The sequence below is a fragment of the Methylobacterium sp. NMS14P genome, assembly GCF_028583545.1.
Taxonomy (GTDB): Bacteria; Pseudomonadota; Alphaproteobacteria; order Rhizobiales; family Beijerinckiaceae; genus Methylobacterium.
On record NZ_CP087106.1, the window covers coordinates 1,634,848 to 1,656,165 of the forward strand.

Sequence of the window (21,318 nt, forward strand, 5' to 3'; positions counted from 1 at the left end):
AATTGGCGTCCGCTTGCGCGCTTGGGTGGCCCGAAGCGGACTGGCAGAAAGCCACCCCTAGCAGCCATCCCGCTTGCGACCGAGACTGTGTCAGAACGCGGATGTGCTGCGAAGTCGTAGAACAAACGTCTCTGCAGCAACCGCGAGGGAGTTTAAAGCGACTAGCCGATGGCAACGAGTAGCCCGTCAGGCTGGTGTCACCCTCCTTCGAGAGAACTTTTCTCTACAACGGCCGACAGCATTCGAGTTTTGACACATGGGGTAATCGCGGGAGCGTTCCCCTCAGGGCCGGAGTGAGCTGGCCCCCAATGGAAGAGGTGGTTGTTCCCCGGCAGGATGAAGCTGCGGGCTCACGACTGGACGCCGGGCCCATACATCGAGCGGAGAACAACCATGGGTGAGTATATCGGTCTCGACGTGTCCTTGAAAGACACCGCGATCTGTGTGCGGCGGGACGGCAAGCGGGTCTGGCGCGGCAAGTGCGCTTCCGATCCCGCAGCCATTGCCGGTGTTCTGCGCAAGCATGCGGCCGATGCCCAACGGATCGTGTTCGAAACGGGCCCTTTGTCGATCTGGTTCTTCCATGCCCTCACGGCGGAAGGCCTTCCGGCGATCTGTATCGATGCTCGTCACGCCAAGGCCGCCCTCGATATGGCCACCAACAAGACCGACGCCAACGATGCCGATGGGCTGGCTCATCTGGCCGAGGTCGGCTTCTTCCGCGAGGTGCGCGTGAACGGCTACGACAGCATGCGCGTGCGAACGCTCGTCGCCGGGCGCAGCAAGCTCGGGCGGGTAGCGACCGAGCTGTCCAATCAGATCCGCGGCCTGATGAAGACGTTCGGCTTGATCGTGCCGGGAGCAAAGGGCGGATCATTCGAAGCGGAGGTTCGCCGCCTCTTGTCGGACGAAGACGGTCTGGCTCGCGTCATCCTTCCGCTACTGGAGGCCTGGGGCGCGGTTCGCCGGCGGGCGGCGGAACTCGGTCGCCAGCTCCTGGCTGGCGCCCGGCAAAACCAGGACTGCCGGCGGCTGATGGCGATCCCCGGGATCGGAGCGATCACCGCGACCGCCTTCGTGACCGCGATCGAGGACCCAGCCAACTTCAGATCGTCGCGCTCCGTCGCCGCCTGGTTCGGCCTGACCACGCGGCGCTATCAGTCAGGCGAGGTCGACTATGACGGGCACATCTCCCGGAGAGGAGACGCGCACATGCGCGGGCTCCTCTACGAGGCCGCAGTCGTCGTCCTGACGCGCAGCCGGGCGGACAGCGACCTGCGCGCGTGGGGGCTCAAGCTGCGCGAGCGACTGGGCTTCAAGCGTGCCGCCGTGGCCGTCGCACGCAAGCTGTCTGTCGTCATGCACGCGATGTTGAGGTCCGGCCAACCCTACTGCGCGAAGGTAGCCATGGCCTGATCCGACAACACCCGAGCTTGCCGCGCGTCGAAGCGCGTCGAGGCGTCCCTGCCGGGACGTGGGCGAACCATTCCGCCGAGGCTGTTGCACCTTGAGATCCTCGCCGATCCATCGAGTGCGCTTCACACATCGGAAGGTTCATCCTGCGAAGCCCCATCATGCGGCGGCTCATGCCGACCGCGAAGACGACCGTGCTCCCGGCAAACGACAGCCCGACGGACCAAAAATGACTTGCTTTAGCCGAGGCGATTAGACGACAGCCTCGACCCAACGCCGTCATTTATGTCTCAGGACGCCAAATCCCGGAAGCGAGGCGCCCTCGAATTTCGACCCTGGGCAGGTCCGAGGGATTGTGGCTCTGCCGCTACACAGGAGCGGCCAAGCTGGAAGGCTGCCCTCCCTCCTGACCGATATCCGCCTTGTCCATTGACTTCGGACACGGGAAGGTGCGGGTGGAATCGTCAAGGTTCTCACGGTTTCGTGACCGTGAGCTAAGAGGGAATTCGGTGAAGCCCGCGTGGGCGAAACCGAAGCTGCCCCCGCAACTGTGAGCGGCGAGCCGCTGCCGAGAACGACCACTGGTGCGTCGCACTGGGAAGGTCAGGCAGAGGTGATGACCCGTGAGCCAGGAGACCTGCCTTGGCGTGGTTTTCGTCTCGCGGGCGGGGTGTCCGGTGGGCTGCTGGTCGACATGGGCCCTCTCGCCCCTCGTCGCGCACGCGCTCTCCATCGACACGCGGCCCCGGCAAGCGGTGGGGCTCGCCTGATGGTCTTCGAACTACCCTCGTTTCCCTCGCCGGGCGGGCGCCTGGCGCTTAAGTTTTGCCGAGGCACGCTCCTTGTAGCCAGCCTGTCGACCGGGGCGGCGCAAGCCCAGGAGGCCAGGGTCGCCCTCGACGCGCTCTCAGTCGAGGCGAGCGCGGGCGGTCCGATCCAGCCGGACCTCCTCGGCCGCTCGGTCGACGCGATCAGCCTGATCGGACCGACGCCGGGCTTCCGGTCCGACAGGGCTGTGAGCGCCACCAAGACGAATACTCGCCAGCTCGACGTTCCGCAGGTAGTGACGGTCATCCCGCGTGAACTCATCACCGACGTCAACGCCACCCGCGTCGACCGCGCCTTCGACTACGTGCCCGGCCTCACGCAGACGAACAACTTCGGCGGCCTCGGCACCTTCGCCTACGCCATCCGCGGCGTGACCACGGCCGAGATCTACCGCAATGGGCTCGCGGCCAACCGCGGCGGCCCGCCTCCGCTCATCGACACCCAGAACATCGAGCGCATCGAGGTGCTCAAGGGGGCCGGTGGCGCGCTGTTCGGGCGCAGTGACCCGGGCGGGCTCGTCAACATCATCACCAAGCAGCCCACCGCGACCCGCTTCGTCGAGATGGGTGGTCTTTGGGGTTCGTTCGAGCAATTCCGGGGCACTATAGACTCCGGCGGCGCCCTCAACGACGAGGGGACACTGCTCTACCGCTTCAATTTTGCCGGGGGCAGCCAGAACAGCTACCGCGATTTCGTCGGCGACGACCGGCTGTTCATCGCGCCCGTCCTCAGCTGGCAGATCACACCTGACACCAAGCTCACGGTCGAGTCGGCCATCACCCGCAACAACGTCGTCGTCGATCGTGGCGTTGTCGCCGTGAACAAGCAGCTCGGGTTCGTGCCGATCAGCCGCTTTTTGGGCGAGCCCGGGCAGGTCTCCCGTCAGTCAGACGAGGTGCTGCAGGTGCGCCTCGACCACCGCTTCGACGCGGACTGGCAGATGCGGCTCGCCGCGCAATTCAACACGGGCACCCTCAACGGCGAGAGCGCTGAGGGGCGTGGCCTTCGGTCCGACAACCGCACAGTCATCCGCGACCGGAACTATCGCGACTACAGCTACGACTCGGCCATCGGTCAGGCCGAGCTTGTCGGTCGCTTCCGAACGGGCGACATCGGCCACACCCTGCTGCTCGGCTTCGACCGCGAGGATTTCGACAACCGACAGCTCTACCTGCGCTCGAACTTCAACACATTCCCGTACGCGATCGACATTTACAACCCGCGCTACGCCCAGCCCCTGCCGCCGCTGACGCGCGCCTCCAATACCCTGGAGAGCGTGACCGACACCGGCTTCTACGCTCAGGACCTGATCGACCTCTCCCCACAGTGGAAGGCGCTGGCGGGCGTGCGCTTCGACCTGTTCGAGCGCTTCTACAAGCAGCGCGTCGGGGGAAACAGCGCCGAGCAGACGCGGGCGGCCGCCTCGCCGCGGGCAGGGCTCGTCTACCAGCCCATTCCCGAGCTCGCTCTCTACGCCAATGTCAGCACCAGCTTCCGGCCGAACATAGGCACGGACGCCGGGCTCGGCGCGCAGTCGCGGCCCTTCGAGCCGGAAACCGGTCTCGGGTACGAGGCGGGCGCCAAGGTCGAGCTCTACGGTGGCGCGCTCCTTCTGACGGCCGCAGCCTTCCACATCGACCGTCAGAACGTGCTCACCGCCGACCCCAGCAACAGCGGCTTCCAGATCGCCGTGGGTGGCGTGCGCAGCCAGGGCTTCGAGTTCACCGCTGCAGGCCAGCTCACGCCAGAGCTACGCATCATCGGCGGCTACACCTTCACGGACGCTTTCATCACCAAGGACAACGTTCTCCCGGTCGGCGCGCCGCTGCTGAATATCCCAGAGCACAGCGGCACGATGCTCGCCGTCTACGAGGTCCAGAGCGGCCCCCTGCGGGGCCTCGGCATCGGCGGTGGCGTGCGCGCGGCCGGCGAGCGTGCGGGGGACGCATCGAATTCCGGGTTCAAGCTACCGGCCTACGTCGTGGCGGACGCGCTGGCCTACTACAAGTACGAGAACTTCCGCTTCGGCCTGAACGTGGAGAACGTCTTCGATACCGCCTACTATGTCGGCTCCGTCAGCCAGTTCCGGGTCGATACCGGCTCGCCCCGCCGCATCACCGGCTCCCTGCTGGTGCGGTTCTGAGCGAGATAGAAGGTTGCGACTCCTGTGACGGACACCTTCATGAGCCGAAGTGCTTCGACGTTCTGCTGCCGGGCCGGCGCAACCTTGCTTGCAATGGGTCTGTTCCTGCCAGCCACTTGCCAAGTGCGGGCGGAGCCGACGCGCTATCCGCTGACCCTGGAGAATTGCGGAGCGACCACGACGGTGAAGGCGCCGCCCCGACGCGTGGTATCGGTCGGCCAGACGCAGACCGAGATCCTGTACGCCCTCGGGCTCGCGGACCGCGTCGTCGGGACAGCCGTCTGGTTCGGCCCCGTGGTCAAGCCCTACGAGGCGGCAAACGCCGGGGTGAAGCGGCTGGCTGATAACTCGCCGAGCTTCGAGGCCGTGCTCGGCGAGGCGCCGGATCTCGTGACCGCAACGTTCGCCTGGCACATCGGCCCTCACGGGGCGGTCGCCCGACGCGAGCAGTTCGGCGACCTGGGCGTGCCGGTCTACGTCTCCCCGGCCGATTGCGTCGGAAAGGATAACTCGGCGCCGGGCGACGGCGTGCGCACGCGGCCCTTCGCCATGGAGCTCGTCTACCGCAACATCCGCGAACTCGGGCAGCTCTTCGACGTCTCGTCCCGGGCGGAGACGCTCGTGGCCGATCTGAAGGCCCGGGAGGATGCCGCGGTCGCATCCATGGCCGAGCACCCGGCGCGCGACTTGCCCGTCGTGGTCTGGTTCTCCAGCCGGGACGTGAAGGGCGACGCCTTCGTGGCGGGCGCCAAGGGTGTGCCGGCCTACCTCCTCGATAAGCTCGGGGCCCGCAACGTGATCACCACGGACGAGGAGTGGCCCCTGGTCGGCTGGGAGAGCATCGCGGCCGCCGACCCCGCCGTGATCGTGCTGGTGCGAATGGACCGGCGCCTGTTCCCGGCCGACGACGTCGCGGCGAAGCTCGATTTCCTGCGGACCGACCCGGTCGCCAGCCAACTCACCGCCGTGCGCGAGAACCGCATCGTCGTCATGGATGTCGCGGCGACACGGCCAGGGCTCGGGACCGTCGACGGCATCGGGGCGCTGGCCAACGACCTCAAGGCGCTTGGGCTCGCTCGATGAGGAGAGCCGCGCTTCCGGGTTCCGGGTGGCTGCCCTGGGCGGCCGCGGCCCTCGCGTCGTTGGCACTCCTCTGTCTTGCCGTCGCGCTCGGCATGACGGTCGGCGAGATGCGCATTCCGCTCCCGGTCGCCCTGCAGGCGCTCGGCAATGCGCTGTTCGGCCTCGGCTACGCGGTGAACCCGATCCAGCAGGGCGTGCTCGTCGACTACCGACTGAGCCGCGCCCTGTTCGCTGCCTGCTGCGGAGCCGCGCTCGCGGTCTGCGGCGTTATCCTGCAGGCACTCCTGCGCAACCCGCTTGCCGAACCTTATCTGCTGGGTATCTCGGCGGGCGCCTCCACCGGCGCCGTCGCGGTCATGGTGCTCGGCCTCGGCGGTGCGGCGGTCGGGGTCTCGGGCGGCGCCCTGCTCGGCGCCGTCCTGGCCCTCGTGACGGTCGCCCTTCTCGCCATGGGCGCCGGCGGCACCAGCGAGCGCATGATCCTTTCGGGCGTGGCCGCGGGCCAGATCTTCAATGCCGCGACGGCCACCGTCGTGACCACCTTCGCCAGCGCCGAGCAGGCGCGCGGCGTGATGTTCTGGCTCCTCGGCAGTCTGGGCGGGGTGCGCTGGCCAGACGTGTGGCTGGCGGCACCGGTGACGCTCGCCGGGTTCGCGGTCTGCCTCGCGCATGCCCGCAGTCTCGACGCATTCACCTTCGGCGAGGACGCCGCCGCCGCGCTCGGCGTGTCGGTATCCCGGGTCCGCCTCGTGCTGTTCGGGACGACGGCCGCGATGACCGCCATCATGGTCAGTATCGCGGGGGCGGTCGGCTTCGTCGGCCTCTTGGTCCCGCACGCCGTCCGGCTTGTCGTCGGGCCGCGCCACAGCCGCCTGCTGCCGGCAGCGCTCGTGACCGGAGCGGTGTTCCTGGTGCTGGCCGACATCCTGTCCCGCGTCCTGATCGCGCGGCAGGTCGTGCCCATCGGGGTTGTCACGGCCCTGTTCGGGGCTCCGGCCTTCGCCCTGATCCTCATTCGCTCGCGGCGGCCCGCATGACGCTCGCGGCGCAGGACCTGCGATGGGGGGCAGGCGGGCGGATCATCGTCGACGGCGTGAGCCTGGAGGCGGCGCCGGGACGGATGCTTGGGCTCGTCGGGCCGAACGGCTCTGGCAAGTCGAGCCTGCTGCGCCTGCTCTGCGGCCTACGGAAGGTGAGGAGCGGGGTCGTGACCCTCGGCGGCACGAACATCGGGGCTCTATCACGGCTGGCCGTCGCGCGTCGCATCGCCGTGGTCGAGCAACATGCGGGCACGCAGTCGCAGATGACGGTCACGGAGGTCGTGCGCCTCGGTCGCACGCCTCACCGGGGTGCCCTGTCCCCCTGGGTCGAGGCCGACGAGGCGGCGGTCCAGGGCGCCCTGGCGCAGGTCGGGTTGGACGCGCGTCGCGATCAGCCCTGGGAGACGCTGTCGGGTGGCGAGCGCCAGCGCGCGCAGATTGCCCGCGCCCTCGCTCAGGAGCCGAGCGAGCTCGTGCTGGACGAGCCGACCAACCACCTCGACGTGCGCCACCAGCTCGACGTGCTCGCCCTTGTGCGAGGGCTCGGCGTCACCAGCATCGTCGCCCTGCACGACCTGAACCTGGCCGCCCTGTTCTGCGACGAGGTCGCCGTCCTGAACGAGGGGCGCCTGGTCTGTTCCGGGCCGCCGGAGGCGGTGCTGACCGCCGAGATGATCGCGGAGGTGTTCGGGGTGCGCGCCGAGGTCCGCGTCTCTGCACTCAGCGGCCGGCCCCACATTGAGTACCGTCCGGATTGATGGAGCCCTACGACATGAGCGCATCCGAGGTCGCCGCGGGCGTGACCGCCTATTGGGACAGCCGGGCCCCCCACTTCAATGGCGCGGCGTCCCATGTCCGAACCCCGGACCTTTGGGAGGAGGTGCTCGCCGCGGCGTTCGCTGCCGGCGAGCCGAAGGACGTCGTCGACCTCGGAACGGGCACGGGGGCGTGCGCTCTGGCCGCGGCAGCGCTTGGTCATCGAGTACGAGCCGTTGACGGTTCGGCGGAGATGCTGGGCGTCGCACGGGAGGCTGCGAGGCATGCAATGCTCGACGTCCAGTTCGTTCAAACCCTCATCGCGGAGGCGCCACTGGAGCCTGCCAGCGCCGACATCGTCACGATCCGAAACGTCCTCTGGACGCTGGAGCGGCCCGCTGAAGCGCTTGAGGTCGCGCGCCGCATCCTGCGGCAGGGAGGGCGCATCGTCGTCTCCGACGGTCTGTGGTCGGCAGCACCAGAGAATCGTTCGGACTACGCCGCCGAGCTCGCACGGCTCCTCCCGTTCCATGCTGGGCTCACCGAGGCCGATGCACGAGACCTCCTGACAGAAGCTGGGTTCACCGACACGACGGCTTGGCAGCATCTTTTCCGAACGCCGCCTTATCCGGGGGATGTCCCCGTTTTTGTCCTCTCTGCCGTCAAGCGGTGATTTTGCAGCAGGTCGAGCGACGAACGCGGGAAGCCTAGCCTTGGGGTCGGCTCAAGGCAGTTGACAATCATCGCACCGCTTGGTTCTTGAACCACGGTCAAGGTTCTCGTCATCACATGATGGCGAGCTAAGAGGGAATCCGGTGCGGCGTTTCACGCCCAGGCCGGAGCTGTCCCCGCAACTGTAAGCGGCGAGTCCTCCGTCGATCAGCGTCACTGGTGAGTCTCTCACCGGGAAGGCCTGACGGATGACGGCGACCCGCGAGCCAGGAGACCTGCCCTGACCAAGACATGTCTCGTGGGCGGGGTGTCCCGACGGGCCGTATGCGGCGTGCAGCCTCGAAGGCTGCGCCGGCTGCCTACGCCCATCGACGCCATCCCCGCTCGGGTTCGGGGAAGGACCGATGGAACAGGCGCGATCAACCAGGGTGCCTCCGGGCACTACACACCCATTCACGTCCGTCGCTGATCCGACCGGCATCGATCCGCTCGAACTCTACGCCGCAGGCATTGACGCCTCGGATTATGTTGCCCGCGTTGCTCCATTGGTGCGCGCGGCCGTACCGGAGATTGGCGACCTGCTCGATATCGGCGCCGGGGGCGGGCAACTCGGCCGCGCCTTGCGGGACCGGGAAGCAGTCTGGGCAGCGATCGAGCCTGCGCCGACCATGCAGGATCGGCTGCGAGCTGTGGCACCGCCGCCGCGGCTGTACGAGATTGGCTGGCGGGAAGCCGACTTGCCGGAGGCTTGTGCCGATACGGTGCTTGCCGCCAACATGCCGGCACCGCTCACAGAGGCTGCGGCGTTCCTCGTCCGCTGCCGGCGATGGGCCCGGCGCAGCGTCGTCTGGGTGGTGCCAGCCCAGAACGGCCCGCGCGGGCTCTGCCTTGCGGGCTGCCTTCCGCGGGAGTGGCACGGCGAGGACGAGACGCCAGGCGTCGACCTCGTTCTGGCGAACCTGCCACGGGCCGACCAACCGGCGATCGCCGCCCGCACCGATTGGACCTTCAGCGCGATCGTGCCTGACCTGGTGCGCCTGTCCTCCTACCTCGCCGATCGCCTGAGCTGGTCACGGACGGACACCAGACGCCTAGCGCTTGCCGATCACCTCTCCGCGCAGGCCGTCCCCGTCGCGGGTGGCCATCGCCTTTCCGTGCCCCGCGCATCGACCATCCTCGTTTGGAGGCAAGACTCGTGACGCTCCGCCGCCTCGTATCCCTGGCTCTCTCGTTCGCCTGCGGCAGTGCGCTTTCAACGACCGCAACGGCGCAGGACAGCCCCGAGGTCAGCCTTGACCAGCTCGTCGTGACTGCGACCGGCCGACCGGAACCGCGCTCGGAGATCGCCGGCACGGTGCAGGTCATCGACCGTTCGATGATCGAGAACTCGACGGCCAAATCCGTCACGGGCGTGCTGGAGGACTACGCCGTCGGCTTCTTCTCGGAGTGGACGCCCGGTCAAACCTCGATAAATATCCGAGGCGGTGCCACGGATGGGCAGGGCAAGGATTTCAAGAGCCAAGTCCTCGTCTTGATGAACGGCCGGCGCGCCGGTACCGCCAACTTGTCGAAACTCTCCATCGCCGACGTCGAGCGCATCGAGATCATCCGTGGCCCGTCCTCGGTGATCTATGGCAGCCAGAACATCGGCGGCGTCATCAACATCATCCTCAAGACCGGCCGCACCGCGCCCGGCACCTTGATCCAGGGCATCGGTGGCAACTGGGGCCTCGCCGACGGTTGGGCACAGACTGGCGGCGTCGCCGGCCCGTTCGACTACTATCTCGGCGTCTCTGGCGCCCAACGCGACGACTACTTCGCCGGATCGGGTGGCGGCCGCATGGCCAACACGCAATGGAGCCGCATGGGTATCACCGGCGCGCTCGGCCTGCAGGTGGACCCAAACAACCGGTTCGATTTCACGCTGCGCAGCGACGGCATCTACGGTGTCGGCTTCCGCGGCTCCGGCGGCAACATCTACAGCAAGGACGATCGCCTCAACGGCTCGTTCGACGCGAGTTACACCGGTCGGTCAGACGACGGCCGAATGAGCCTGTTCGCGCAGTTCTACCGCGTCAACGACGAGGATCGCTTCAAGTGGGCCTCGCCGGTTCAGCGTGGCAACACCGGGCTTCCGGTTCGCGGTACGGCGGCCGACTTCAACACACGCTACCTCGACATCACCGGCACCCGCTTTCAACCGCGGTTCAACCTATTCGCCGGGAACGATCTCCTCCTGGGCTGGGACTGGGAGACGAGTCAGCTGCGCTCCGACCGCTTCCGAGCCGGCGTCCCGGGGAACCCGCTGGCGCAGGTCTCGCCGCAGGACAACAACCAGACCGACCAGTTCCATGCCCTCTACCTGGAAGATACGCAGCGCCTGTTCGACGACCGGGTGACCCTGCGTGGTGGCATCCGCCAAACCTTCGGCACCACGAGTTTCGACCCGACACCCTATCTCACGGGGCAGGTGAACGGGTCGCGCCCCTACGAGGCGACGACCTACTCTGTGGGTGCGACCTACAAGGCGACTGACTGGGCAGCCTTCCGGGTCGGCGCGTCCTCCGGCTTTCGGGCGCCAACCGCTACGGAACTCGCTGCCGACTTCAACACGCTCGGCGGCGGCCGCGTCTTTGGCAACCCCAACATCCGACCCGAGACCAGTCAGCAGATCGAGGTCGGCATGACCTTGGCCGACACGGTCTCCCGCCTGGACGTCGCCCTGTTTCAGAACGTCATCTCGAACCGGATCATCACGCGCGCTCGGCCGGGGAACGTCAACACCTCGGATTACATCAACAATCCCGGCGACGTCCTCATCCGCGGCGTGGAAGTCCAGTACGAGACCGACATGCTGCGCATGCTCGCGTGGGAGCCCGGGATCTGGCGCTGGAAGGCCTACGCCAACGGCAACTACAACTTCGACATGAAGGACGAAGGCTCACTCTCCGTGGCCTCGGCCAACACCCATCGGGTGGAGCGAGTCTACCTCTACCAGCTCGCCCTCGGCACGCGCTTCGGACAGGCAGGGGTGCCCTATCCCTGGACCATACAGCTGCAGGGCGTGCTCAATGGTCCGGTCTGGTACAACACCGAGGAGAACCTGCTTGTGCCGGCTGCCGAGCCCTACCGGGAGTACATCTGGCGCAAGGATCCGTTCTTCCTCGTCAACGTCCGTGGCGAAGTCGAGGTGCTGCCGGGCGCGAAGCTGTTCGTGCAGGTGCGCAACCTTCTGGATGTGAACTACCACCCGCTGTTCATCGCCACGGCCGGTGCGGGGACTGCGCTCGCCGACCTCCGCTTCTACAATGGCAGCGGCGGCACCTCCGCACCGGGTCGCGATGTGCAGGTCGGCTTTCAGGTGCGGTTCTGACATGCGCGTCGCGATCGGAGGCCTCGTCGTCCTTTCGGTCGCGGCTGCCCCACTTGCGGCCGATCCGATCCACCTTTCCGACGCCATCGGCCGGCAAGTTGTGCTGCCGAGGTCGCCTCGACGTATCGTCACGATCTTTTCATCGAACACCGAACTGGTGGCGGCCTTGGGGTTGGCAGACCGGATCGTCGGCATCGACGCATTCACGCGCTTCCCGCCGGACATCGCTTCAAAGCCTGTGGTCGGCGGCAGGCTCGGTTTTTCGGTGGACGCAGTGGTGGCCCAGATGCCCGATTTGGTACTGGTCACTCCCGCCCGGCAGGCGGCGCACCAGCTCGTCGCCCCGATGGAGCGGCTCGGCGTGCCGGTGCTGGTGCTGACGAGCCGCAGCGTCGAGGAGGTGCTCGGCAACATCCGCCTCGTCGGCCGCGCGACGGGTGAGGATGAGCGTGGGAAGCAGCTCGCCGACGCCCTGGCATCCCGCCTCTCGCGAGTCACCACATCCGTCTCGAACAGAGTTTGCCCGCGGCTCGTCCTCATCACGGGGCGGCTCGGCAATGGCCTGCTTCTCACAGCGCGGCCAGGAACCTACACCGCCGACGCCTTGGCGCGGGCTGGTGGCTGCCCGGCACTAGCCGGGAGGGGTGACCTCGCGCAGGTATCGCCGGAAGCGTTGCTGGCTTCGGATCCAGACGTGCTGCTGCTCGCAGGTCGCCCCGATGAATTGCGGGAGCTTAAGGCGCGATCGGGGTTTCGTTCGATGCGGGCCGTGCGTGAGGGTCGCGCCTATGTGGTCCCACGTGCCGAGTTCCTGATCCCTGGGCCCCGTACCGTCGACGGCATCGAGCGTCTCGCGAGCCTGCTGCATCCGCCGGTAGAGGGCGGTCCGTGAGCCCCGTCTTACGCCTCCTGCCCCTCATCGCGCTCGCGCTCGCGTTCGGGGCCAGCGCTGGGCATGATTGGGTCAGCCCCGTGGATCTCGTTCGAGCGCTCGCCGGAGCGGACGACCTGCGCAGCCGGCTGCTGCTCGAATGGCGTATGCCCCGCGTGCTCGCCTCAGCCTGCGTCGGCGCGATGCTCGGGATCGGCGGCGCGATCTTCCAAGGGGTGTTCCGCAACCCCCTTGCCGAGCCATACCTGCTCGGCTCCGCCGGAGGCGCTGCGATCGGTGCCACGGTGGCGCTTCTGGTTCCACTCGGGATGCCATCCGCCCTCGCTCTTGGAGGCCTGTCGTTCGTCGGGGCCTGGGGAGCGACGGTTCTGGTACTCGCGGTCGCCCGGGGCGCATCCGCCACCGATGCGGCCGGCCTCCTCCTCGCCGGTGTCGCGGTGGCGGCGATGCTTGGGGCCGTGCGCTCGTTTCTGATGCTCGCCCTCTCCGACGAGAGCGTCAGTCTCCAAGTGGTGCTGAGTTGGACGCTCGGTGGGATTCAGACTCCGACGTGGGAAGGACTGGCCCTCCTCGCTACGCTTTGTGTCGCCACTTTACTGTTGAGTCTGACGCTGGCGAACGGCCTCGACCTGCTCGGTCTTGGCGAAGAACAGTCGCGCGCCTTCGGCCTGGACGCAGATCGCTTCGTTCGTCGCGCAGTCCTCGTCGGTGCGGCGGTGGTCGCGCTTGCGGTGGCCTATGGTGGACTCGTCGCGTTCGTCGGGTTGGTCGCGCCGCACATCGCGCGCTGGCTCGTCGGCCCGCGTCATCTGCGATTGCTCCTGGTCTCCGCGATGATCGGCGCCATCGTCGTCATGTGCTGTGATGGCATTGCTCGCGCGCTGCTGCCACCCGCTGAGATCCCTCTCGGACTGATCACGGCGGCGGCCGGCGGCCCATTCTTCCTGTTTCTTCTCCGCCGGCGAGCGCGGTCGTGAGGACGCTGCCATGAGCCGCCTCATCGCCAACAGCGCGGTCGTGATGGCTGGCAAGCGCCGAATTCTCGACACGGTCTCCCTCGACTTTGCTCCTGGAACGCTCGTCGGGCTGATCGGGCCGAACGGTGCGGGTAAATCGACACTGTTACGCTGCCTCGCCGGGCTGCAGTCCGTTGCGTCTGGGGAGGTCGCACTCGACGGCAGCGCATTGACGTCCCTGAAGGCGGCCGAGCGCGGACGACGAATCGGTTATCTGCCACAAGCCTTCCAGCCGGCCTGGGACTATTCGGTGCGCGAGGTTGTCGAACTGGGAGCAAGCCGGGCGATCGGCGCCTCCGTTCGTATCCCGGCCGTGCTCCGCGATCATGAACTCGGAGATCTCGCCGACCGCCCCTGGTCGCGTATCTCAGGGGGCGAGCGTGCGCGAGCGTTGCTGGCAGCGGTCCTCGTCGCCGCCCCGCCTGTGCTGCTGGCAGACGAGCCCGGCGCCAGCTTGGATATCGGTCATCGGATCGATCTGATGCGCCGCCTACGCCTCCATGCGCGGGAGGCCGTCGTCATCGTGGTCTTGCATGATCTCGAGCGGGCTGCGTGCGATTGCGATCGCCTTGTCCTGCTGGAGCATGGTCGCGTTGTCCTCGACGGCGAAGCGTCCACTGTAGCCCAGGCGCCCGATCTCGACCGCGTGTTCGGGGTACGGTTCGCACGCCGGCCTGCTGATCCGGATGCAGACGCGCTCGTGACGTTTGCACCGGCATCGTGACGAAGAGGCTCAGAGACGCATGGCGGTAAATCTCGCAGATGGCCATGAGGGTCGCGTCGCCGTTATCCTGGTGGCGCGCGGTGCGATCGCCGCGGCGCCGCGATCAGAGATGGAGAACCTCGCGAGGCAGATCGCGGAGCTTCCCGGCGTCACGTTCGCGACCTACGCCTTCACCGAGCAGGGCCTCCCGCCATTGCGTGAAGTGGTCGCCGATCTTCGCAAGGGTCCGTACGATGAAATTCGGTTGGTGCCGCTCATCGTCCCCATGGAACCGAATTTCCGCGCATGGATGACCCGCACACTCATACGGTGGCAGTCGGGTTGGGAAACGGGAGGGCCTTGTGTCCGCATCGGGCCAGGGCCGACGGTTGGCCCCAACATGCTGGCCCTTGTGGCTGATCTAATTGGCCTCGCCGGGCTGCAGCCGTCGTTCACACCTCCTGCCAAGTCCTTGCCCCCAGCGGGTTCGGTGGTCGCGGCCGCAACGCGACGCGTGCTCGTTTGCCAGGGTTCTCCCTGCAACGAGGCCGGCGCGGCCGCGATTTGGGGTCATCTCCGTAACGCGCAGGAACGCCTTGGCCTGCGCACGGCGGGGTGCGGAACGATGAGCGCGACCACAAGCTGCCTCGGTCCCTGCAGCCTCGCGCCGGTAGTCCAGGTCTGGCCAGAGGGAACGGTCTACGGAGGCGTGGACGAGGAGGGTATTGACCGGATCATAGCCGAGCATCTTCTTGCTGATATTCCTGTGGCAGACCTCGTCTATCCGGCTGATGGGCGAAAGCACGTCCTGCGACCACGAAGATGATCGGCCCCGCCCGGATCCATGTCTCAGACGGCCTCCTCGACGGATAACAGACGCGCCGCATAATACCGGCCCACTGTCTCGATCATCGGAGCGAACTGCCAAACGATTGAAGGAACGAGGGCCTCGACATGCAGGCTGTCCTCGTTCACCTGAATGACGCCGCTTCCTCTCTGGCCGTAGCCGCCGACTGTGAAGCCGCGCCTATTGCCGAACCATTCATCGAACTCAACGATGATATTTTTTCGCTCCAAATCTTGAAGAGTCCAAATCGTGCGCCGTTCGAAGCGCCGGCGGGCCTCAGACAGTCCGATGTTATGGTGCAGGGTCAAAGCAAGGCGCTTCGGTATCATCGGAGAACGATGGATATTCATCGAGATTGACCGCATTGGGTGGTAATTCCTGGGTTACAGCCTGTGCTAGCGCGTCAGTTTTGCATTCGATTCAGCGTTCATCGGCCTCAGGATCGTTCGTCAGTGCGGTCACGAGTGCGAACACCATCGCGAGAGCAGGTGTCGGGAAAGCCTCGGCGACATGCCTCCGATAAGCATTCGCCCCCCAGGAACGCCACACGGCACAATGAAAGCCCTCCTCAGAACGACCTCCCGTGTGCACCTGCCATGACCATCCAGGTAGGATGCGTTGCAACAATCCTTGCGCGGCATCTAGGCTTGCGGTGAAGGCGGGACAGCTATCCTTGCCAAGGCGGAGAACCGTACCGTCTGGGCTGTGGCCCCAAAGCATCTTGGTGCCGTCGCGATATGGCCGCCACTCGATCCGGTGGATGACCGTGTCGATCTGGCAATCCAAGTCGCGATCTGGTCCTTCAGTCTCGCGCAAGCGCACGATCAGTCCGCGCAGCACTGTAGGCCGAGGTGCTTCCATGCCGCGTCGCGTTTCCGTCGCCTGAACCTGCATCAGGCATCCCTAATAGTCAGCGCACTCGAGCGGCGGCGAAGCGGCCGGCACTCGCCTGCAGGTCGCTTCGCCATGAACCGCATCACGACAGCAGCCGTGAATTGAAGTCGAAACAAAAAATTTGCTGCGACCCGGATAACAGGCGTGCGATTGTCATTCGAAGGATAGGGGAGGCTGATTGGCCAGTATCGGATGCTGCACGACACCACATATCGCTCGTGAGGCGGGCCAATAATCAGGAATGGATATTTGTATCGGCACCATATACGATCGCCTGTTTCATGATCGCTTGCAGAGCCACGCGGCTGAAGTTGCGGGACGGACGTACTACCGAATTGCTTATCTTTTTCGGCGCATGTTACCCCGGGACCACCCGGAGAACTGCGAGCACCGCGCACCACACAACCTGGTCGACCGAACCCGACGTTGGGGTCAAGTCTCTCCGACGTCGCGAGGGAGTCGGCATGGGGAAACAGTACACAAGGGTGGATATTTGACACCGACCGGACCCCAATCGACAAGGGGCAGAGGTCAGGCGGACGCATTGCATCTAGGCGCGGGCAAGCCAAGCCGGCATAGCCGCTGCAAGCGACCCACCGGGACACCCCGCCCGAGAGACGTTCATCGATCGAGGCAGGTCTCCTGGCTCACGGGTCACCGTCTCTGCCTGGCCTTCCCGGCGCGAACGCCAGTGACCATTGTCGACAAAGACTCACCGCTTACAGTTGCGGGGGCAGCTCCGGCATCGCCCTTTCAGGCTCACCGAATTCCCTCTTAGCCTCGAGCCAGCAAGCCGGTTCGAGGAACCACGATAGCCAAGCATGGCGCGAAGCTATGCGGTTTGTCAAAGCGGCTTGTTGATATGCCTCGGGTACGGCCGACCGAGCCAGCGACCAGGGCCCGTTGCGAGCTTTAGGCAGATCGATCGAAATGCGTCGAGACCGATCGTTCAGAAGATCCCGAACGATCCGAGGCGGTCAGTCGCCCGCCGTCGAGGGTGGCGACATGCGGGAGTCGCCGCCCCGACACACCACCCGGATGAAAATGCGAGTTCAAACGTAACCGCAGTATCGAGCCTTGACGGCGAGCGTTACCCGAATGCTAAGCTTTGCTGGACGGTTCCCCTCGGGGATCAAAAGGGAACGTGGTGAGGGGGCAGCCCTGAAGCCACGGCTGCCCCCGCAACTGTAAGCGGCGAGCCCAGCACCACCGCGTCACTGGATGCGTGTCATCCGGGAAGACGGTGCAAGGGCGGCGACCCGCGAGCCAGGAGACCTGCCGTCAGTCGTGGTCACACGCGAAACGCGTCGGGCGGGGTGTCCTGACGGGTGTCGAAGCGCTGGGCTCTAGCCGGGCGCGACGACTTCGTTCGCGGTGACGTGCCACTGCCGCCGTTGAGGCTCCCGTGTCCCGTCGTTCAATGCGTGCCCTGCTCGCGCTATCCGGTTGCAGCCTCGCTGCGCTGTCGACCGCCTCCCATGCTCAGGACCGTACTCCCCAGGCCGCTTCCACCTCCGAGACGACGTTGGAGGAGATCTCGGTCACCTCTGAAACGGCAGCTGCAAAGCCGCAGGCTGCACCTGCCGCAAGCGCCGGATACGTCGGCGGTGTCACCGGTATCGGCGGCTCGTTGCTCAGCGTGGATTCGGCTAGCGCCGGGATCCTGACTGGGGCGCAGGTCAACAACCGGCCCGTCACCCGCCCCGGCGAGGTGCTGGAGGCCGTCCCGGGGCTCATCGTCACGCAGCACTCGGGCGAGGGCAAAGCCAACCAGTTCTTCCTGCGCGGCTTCAACCTCGACCACGGCACCGACATCGCCCTGTTCCTCGACGGCATGCCGCTCAACATGCGCACCCACGCCCACGGGCAGGGCTACGCCGATATCAACTTCCTGATCCCCGAGCTCGTCGGCGCGGTGGAGTTCCACAAGGGGCCGTACTTCGTCCGCGACGGCGATTTCGCCTCCGCCGGCTCGGTGCGCATCGACTATCTCGACAGCGTGCAGAAGAACCTCGCGCTCACCTCGATCGGCTCGTTCGGCTACAAGCGCGCCCTTTCCATCGCCTCGACCCCGTTCGCTGACGGCAACCTACTCGTCGCCGCCGATGCGCAGGTCTACGACGGGCCCTGGACTGTGCCGGATGCGCTGCGCAAGATCAGCACGGTCGCCCGCTACAGCCAGGGCACGGCGCTCGACGGCTTCTCCGTCACCGGCATGGCCTACGCAGCCCGGTGGACGGCCACCAACCAGATCCCGGAGCGGGTCGTCGTCTCAGGTCTGATAAGCCGGTACGGCACGATCAACCCGACCGACGGCGGTGACACCTCTCGGTTCTCCCTGTCGGGACGGTTCAGCGCCACGGACGACACCGGCGTGACGCGGGCCTCGGCTTACGTCATCCGCTCGCAGCTCAATCTGTTCAACGACTTCACCTACTTCCTGAACGACCCGGTCAACGGCGACCAGTTCCACCAGCTCGACCAGCGGATTATCGGCGGCGGCGAGGCGCTGCACATCTTCCAAGGCGACCTGTTCGGCCTGCCGATGGAGAACGAGATCGGCGTACAGACCCGCACCGACTCGATCCGGGTCGGCCTGTTCAACACGACGAACCGGCAGTACCGCTCCGGCGTGCTCGACGACCGGGTGCTGGAGACGAGCGGCGCGTTCTACTTCGACAACCGAGTACGCTGGACCGACTGGCTGCGCACCAGCCTCGGCTTCCGGGCCGATGGCTACTACGCGAACGTCGTCTCGGACACGCCGGCCAATTCCGGCCGCGCGCGCGATGGCATCGTCAACCCGAAGCTCGGCCTGACGCTCGGCCCCTGGTTCGACACTGAGCTGTACGTGAACTACGGCGGCGGCTTCCACTCGAACGACGTGCGCGGCGTGACTGCCACCGTCGACCCGACGAGCTCGCTGTTCAACACGACCCGCTCGCCGTTCCTCGTGCCCTCGACGGGTTACGAGATCGGCCTGCGCAATCGCTCCATCGCCGGGCTGGAGACAAGCCTCGCCCTGTTCAGGCTCGATTTCGCCTCCGAGAACCTGTTCCAAGGCGACACCGGCACGACCGAACCGAGCCGCCCGACTCGCCGCTTCGGCGTGGAATGGACGAACCGCTACGCGGTGACACCGTGGCTCTCGCTGGAGGGCGACCTGACGATCACCAACGCCCGCTTCTCGGACTACGACCCCGTGGGCAACCGGGTCCCAGAGGCCCCTACCACCATCGCGTCGGCGGGCGTCACCTTCGGCGAGCCGCTCGGCTGGTTCGGCTCCCTACGCCTCCGCTACTTCGGACCGCGCCCACTGATTGAGGACAACTCCATTCGTTCGCGCCCGACCGCACTCCTCAACGGTCGGATTGGCTACGCCTTCGAGAACGGCGTCAGCGTCTCGTTGGACGTGCTGAACCTGACGAACAGTAAGTCCGATCAGATCACCTATGCCTACGTCTCGCGCTTGCCCGGCGAGCCGGCCGAGGGGCTGATCGACCGTGTGCTTCATCCGGTCGAGCCCACGGCGGTGCGTCTCACCATCGCCGGGCGGTTCTGATGCGTCGCCATCAATCGGGTGACGTTGCGAACGAGCCCACAAAGCATCTGAAACCGGCATCGGTTCGCGATGGCGTCGGATCCATGCGCTGCGGCGACGCCGGGCGCCGCGCTTTGACGGCTCGCGCGCATCGATACGTAGCTGTTATCGAGCCGTTGTTGGAGGCCATCATACGTGATCAAGGGCGCTCCGCTCAGGCCGTCGCGAATGAACTGACGCGCCGCGCCGTCCGAAAACCACGCGGCGGAGTGATCTGGACATCGGCGGACGCGCAAAAGCTTCTACGCCGCTTAAGCATCGGCACGAAGATACATCATCCCGGTGAGCGGGCGAGTGCCCGAGGGGATCGCGCTGAACCCGGGATCCTCGTCCCAAAGACCCCAGATGGGCCCTGCCACGTGAAAGGGCCGGCGGCAAAGCAGGCCTCGACCTTGGCAACAGCACGATGAAGATGCCGAACGGGTCGATCCGGTCGATCCCCCGGGGCGGCTTCAAGATCCCGAACCGGCGGCGGGCGGGATCGGCGGAGGCGCCGGGCGCGGAATGTCGGAACTCCGCGAGCATGTGGCTGAGCTAGGGATCGAGCGCGACTACGCCGACGCGTAGACTCAACCTGAGGTGCGATCCCGCCCAGACATGCGTAGCAACTAGGCCCAACGCCGACAGATATCCAACGCTCTCTGATGTCCTCGCATAGATACGCCTTGACTAGGAATCGATGTTGCTGCGTGGGTCGCCACAACATATGCAGGAGGCCTCATTGGACGACGTAACATCAACCGCGGTTTCGGATCAGACCAGCCTCATCGAGCTTACGGCCGATATTGTGGCTGCTTACGTTTCGAACAATTCCGTGCCTGTATCAGAGATGCCGGCGCTTCTATCCGCGATCCATAGCGCGATCAGCGGGTTGAACAGCCCTACCGCTCCGGCTGAGCCGAAGGTTGACCGCGCAACTCCGGGCCAGATCCGGAAGTCGATCACTCCCGACGCGTTGATCAGCTTCGAGGACGGCAGGCCGTACAAGACCCTGAAGCGGCACCTCAAAGGAGTAGGTCTTACTCCGGACCAGTACCGGGAGAAGTGGGGTCTGCCGCGCGATTACCCGATGACCGCCCCAAGCTACTCCGAGATGCGCTCGGCCCTGGCGAAGAACAATGGTCTCGGCAATCTGCGCCGGAACGCAGCTGCGAAGGCTGCACCCGTCGACGAGACGATCGTTGAGACGCCCAAGGCCAGCCGTCGGAAGAAGGCTGCAGAGCCACCCGCTGTGCCGGCAGAGAAGCCCGCTCGAGGTCGGAAGAACGCTGTTGCCTCCTGAGAGGGAAGCTCTCGGTAGTGCCTTGGGCTGTTGATTCACCTCTTGCGCGCTATAATGCGGCCGGGTGCTCGTCTCAACCACAAGCGCCGAGCCAGAGGTTCCGCGTTGACACTACGGCCTTTGGTGAGAAGCCCGCCCGGTTCGCCGGCGCGGGCTTTTTCGTGCCTGGCCTCCCCCGAACAGGTGATGTCGCGAGGCTGGCAACGCTGATATCTCGTCAGCGAGACTCAACCACCTTCGGCCCCGCCGGCACCGCCGCGCGGGGCTTCTTCGCATTCTGCTCTGGCCTTCAGATGCGCTTAATTGCAGGTCAACTTCCGACCTTCCGCCATCCCGACCTTGCGGTAGTGTTCCAGACCGGACTTGATCGCTCGGCCTATGACCGCTCGGCGCACGTCCGGATTGCAGCGCAGATACTCCTCCTCGTTGAAAGCGTAGTCGCCACGCCCGCCCCGCGAGCCTCGATCATAGTCCCGATCGTATTCGCGGCGGTCACGGTCGCCATAGCCCCGGTCTCCGTAGCCTCGGTCACGGGGGCCGTAGTCGCCGCGATCGTAGCCGTAGTCGCGTCCGCCGTAGGGTTGTGCGAAGGCCGGCGCGACTCCGCTGAGTAGCGCCAAGCCAAGGACGGTCGCTGAGATCACCTTCATGTCGTGCTCTCCGTTGTTGAGGGGCGTGAACGCTTTCAACGCTGGCTCGTTCGATTTGCCTGGACGGGTGCCGCGCCCTCGCGCCCTGCATCACTACCGGCAGTGGGCTTTCCTTTCCCTACGTC

17 protein-coding genes and 4 riboswitches are annotated in these 21,318 nt (G+C 66.1%); of the genes, 14 read left to right on the plus strand and 3 right to left on the minus strand.

What is annotated here, in order from left to right:
* Positions 1-393: 393 nt before the first annotated feature.
* The 12 genes from LOK46_RS07700 to LOK46_RS07755 all read left to right on the plus strand — a co-directional run bounded on the left by LOK46_RS07700 (position 394) and on the right by LOK46_RS07755 (position 14,745).
* Positions 394-1,416: an IS110 family transposase gene (locus LOK46_RS07700; protein ID WP_273563233.1), complete on the plus strand. Its 1,023-nt coding sequence runs from the start codon at positions 394-396 to the stop codon at positions 1,414-1,416.
* A 447-nt stretch (positions 1,417-1,863) separates the two neighbouring features.
* Positions 1,864-2,072, plus strand: a riboswitch (cobalamin riboswitch).
* Complete coding sequence (locus tag LOK46_RS07705) at positions 2,030-4,384, plus strand: TonB-dependent siderophore receptor (RefSeq protein WP_443192876.1); 2,355 nt, start codon at positions 2,030-2,032, stop codon at positions 4,382-4,384. It overlaps the preceding riboswitch by 43 nt.
* A 39-nt stretch (positions 4,385-4,423) precedes the next feature.
* Complete coding sequence (locus tag LOK46_RS07710; RefSeq protein ID WP_443192877.1) at positions 4,424-5,467, plus strand: ABC transporter substrate-binding protein; 1,044 nt, start codon at positions 4,424-4,426, stop codon at positions 5,465-5,467.
* On the plus strand, positions 5,464-6,504 hold the full coding sequence (locus LOK46_RS07715) for a FecCD family ABC transporter permease (RefSeq protein WP_273563235.1): 1,041 nt from the start codon (positions 5,464-5,466) through the stop codon (positions 6,502-6,504). Before LOK46_RS07710 ends, LOK46_RS07715 begins: the two co-directional genes overlap by 4 nt.
* Positions 6,501-7,265, plus strand: a complete 765-nt coding sequence (locus tag LOK46_RS07720; protein WP_273563236.1) for an ABC transporter ATP-binding protein — start codon at positions 6,501-6,503, stop codon at positions 7,263-7,265. The genes LOK46_RS07715 and LOK46_RS07720 overlap by 4 nt, the downstream gene beginning before the upstream one ends.
* Positions 7,266-7,279: 14 nt before the next feature.
* Positions 7,280-7,936 (plus strand): class I SAM-dependent methyltransferase, encoded by a 657-nt coding sequence (locus LOK46_RS07725; protein WP_273563237.1) that lies wholly within the window; start codon positions 7,280-7,282, stop codon positions 7,934-7,936.
* 83 nt (positions 7,937-8,019) lie between these two features.
* Positions 8,020-8,232, plus strand: a riboswitch (cobalamin riboswitch).
* 107 nt (positions 8,233-8,339) lie between these two features.
* Complete coding sequence (locus LOK46_RS07730; protein ID WP_273563238.1) at positions 8,340-9,134, plus strand: class I SAM-dependent methyltransferase; 795 nt, start codon at positions 8,340-8,342, stop codon at positions 9,132-9,134.
* Positions 9,131-11,308: a TonB-dependent receptor gene (locus tag LOK46_RS07735; protein WP_273563239.1), complete on the plus strand. Its 2,178-nt coding sequence runs from the start codon at positions 9,131-9,133 to the stop codon at positions 11,306-11,308. The genes LOK46_RS07730 and LOK46_RS07735 overlap by 4 nt, the downstream gene beginning before the upstream one ends.
* 1 nt (position 11,309) lies before the next feature.
* Positions 11,310-12,200, plus strand: coding sequence for an ABC transporter substrate-binding protein (locus tag LOK46_RS07740; RefSeq protein WP_273563240.1), 891 nt, complete (start codon positions 11,310-11,312; stop codon positions 12,198-12,200).
* An 80-nt stretch (positions 12,201-12,280) separates the two neighbouring features.
* A complete protein-coding gene (locus LOK46_RS07745; RefSeq protein WP_273563241.1) occupies positions 12,281-13,177 on the plus strand; it encodes a FecCD family ABC transporter permease in 897 nt (298 codons plus the stop codon).
* A gap of 10 nt (positions 13,178-13,187) precedes the next feature.
* Positions 13,188-13,940, plus strand: a complete 753-nt coding sequence (locus LOK46_RS07750; protein ID WP_273563242.1) for an ABC transporter ATP-binding protein — start codon at positions 13,188-13,190, stop codon at positions 13,938-13,940.
* Positions 13,941-13,959: 19 nt separating this feature from the next.
* A complete protein-coding gene (locus LOK46_RS07755) occupies positions 13,960-14,745 on the plus strand; it encodes a (2Fe-2S) ferredoxin domain-containing protein (protein ID WP_273563243.1) in 786 nt (261 codons plus the stop codon).
* A 23-nt stretch (positions 14,746-14,768) separates the two neighbouring features.
* Here the strand turns inward: LOK46_RS07755 and LOK46_RS07760 are convergent, their stop codons facing one another.
* Both LOK46_RS07760 and LOK46_RS07765 read right to left on the minus strand, forming a co-directional pair.
* Positions 14,769-15,116, minus strand: coding sequence for a hypothetical protein (locus LOK46_RS07760; RefSeq protein ID WP_273563244.1), 348 nt, complete (start codon positions 15,114-15,116; stop codon positions 14,769-14,771).
* Positions 15,117-15,186: 70 nt separating this feature from the next.
* Entirely contained in the window at positions 15,187-15,660 is a 474-nt protein-coding gene (locus LOK46_RS07765) for a hypothetical protein (protein WP_273563245.1), read from the minus strand.
* Positions 15,661-16,275: 615 nt separating this feature from the next.
* Positions 16,276-16,486: riboswitch (cobalamin riboswitch) on the minus strand.
* A gap of 273 nt (positions 16,487-16,759) precedes the next feature.
* Positions 16,760-16,957: riboswitch (cobalamin riboswitch) on the plus strand.
* Positions 16,958-17,080: 123 nt separating this feature from the next.
* Between LOK46_RS07765 and LOK46_RS07770 the strand changes: the two genes are divergently transcribed.
* Together LOK46_RS07770 and LOK46_RS07775 are read left to right on the plus strand one after the other, a co-directional pair.
* Positions 17,081-19,222, plus strand: a complete 2,142-nt coding sequence (locus tag LOK46_RS07770) for a TonB-dependent receptor (protein WP_273563246.1) — start codon at positions 17,081-17,083, stop codon at positions 19,220-19,222.
* A gap of 760 nt (positions 19,223-19,982) precedes the next feature.
* Positions 19,983-20,543, plus strand: a complete 561-nt coding sequence (locus LOK46_RS07775) for a MucR family transcriptional regulator (RefSeq protein WP_273563247.1) — start codon at positions 19,983-19,985, stop codon at positions 20,541-20,543.
* A gap of 299 nt (positions 20,544-20,842) precedes the next feature.
* On the opposite strand, the gene LOK46_RS07780 is transcribed toward LOK46_RS07775, so the two are convergent.
* On the minus strand, positions 20,843-21,193 hold the full coding sequence (locus LOK46_RS07780; protein ID WP_273564560.1) for a hypothetical protein: 351 nt from the start codon (positions 21,191-21,193) through the stop codon (positions 20,843-20,845).
* Between the last annotated feature and the right edge of the window lie 125 nt (positions 21,194-21,318).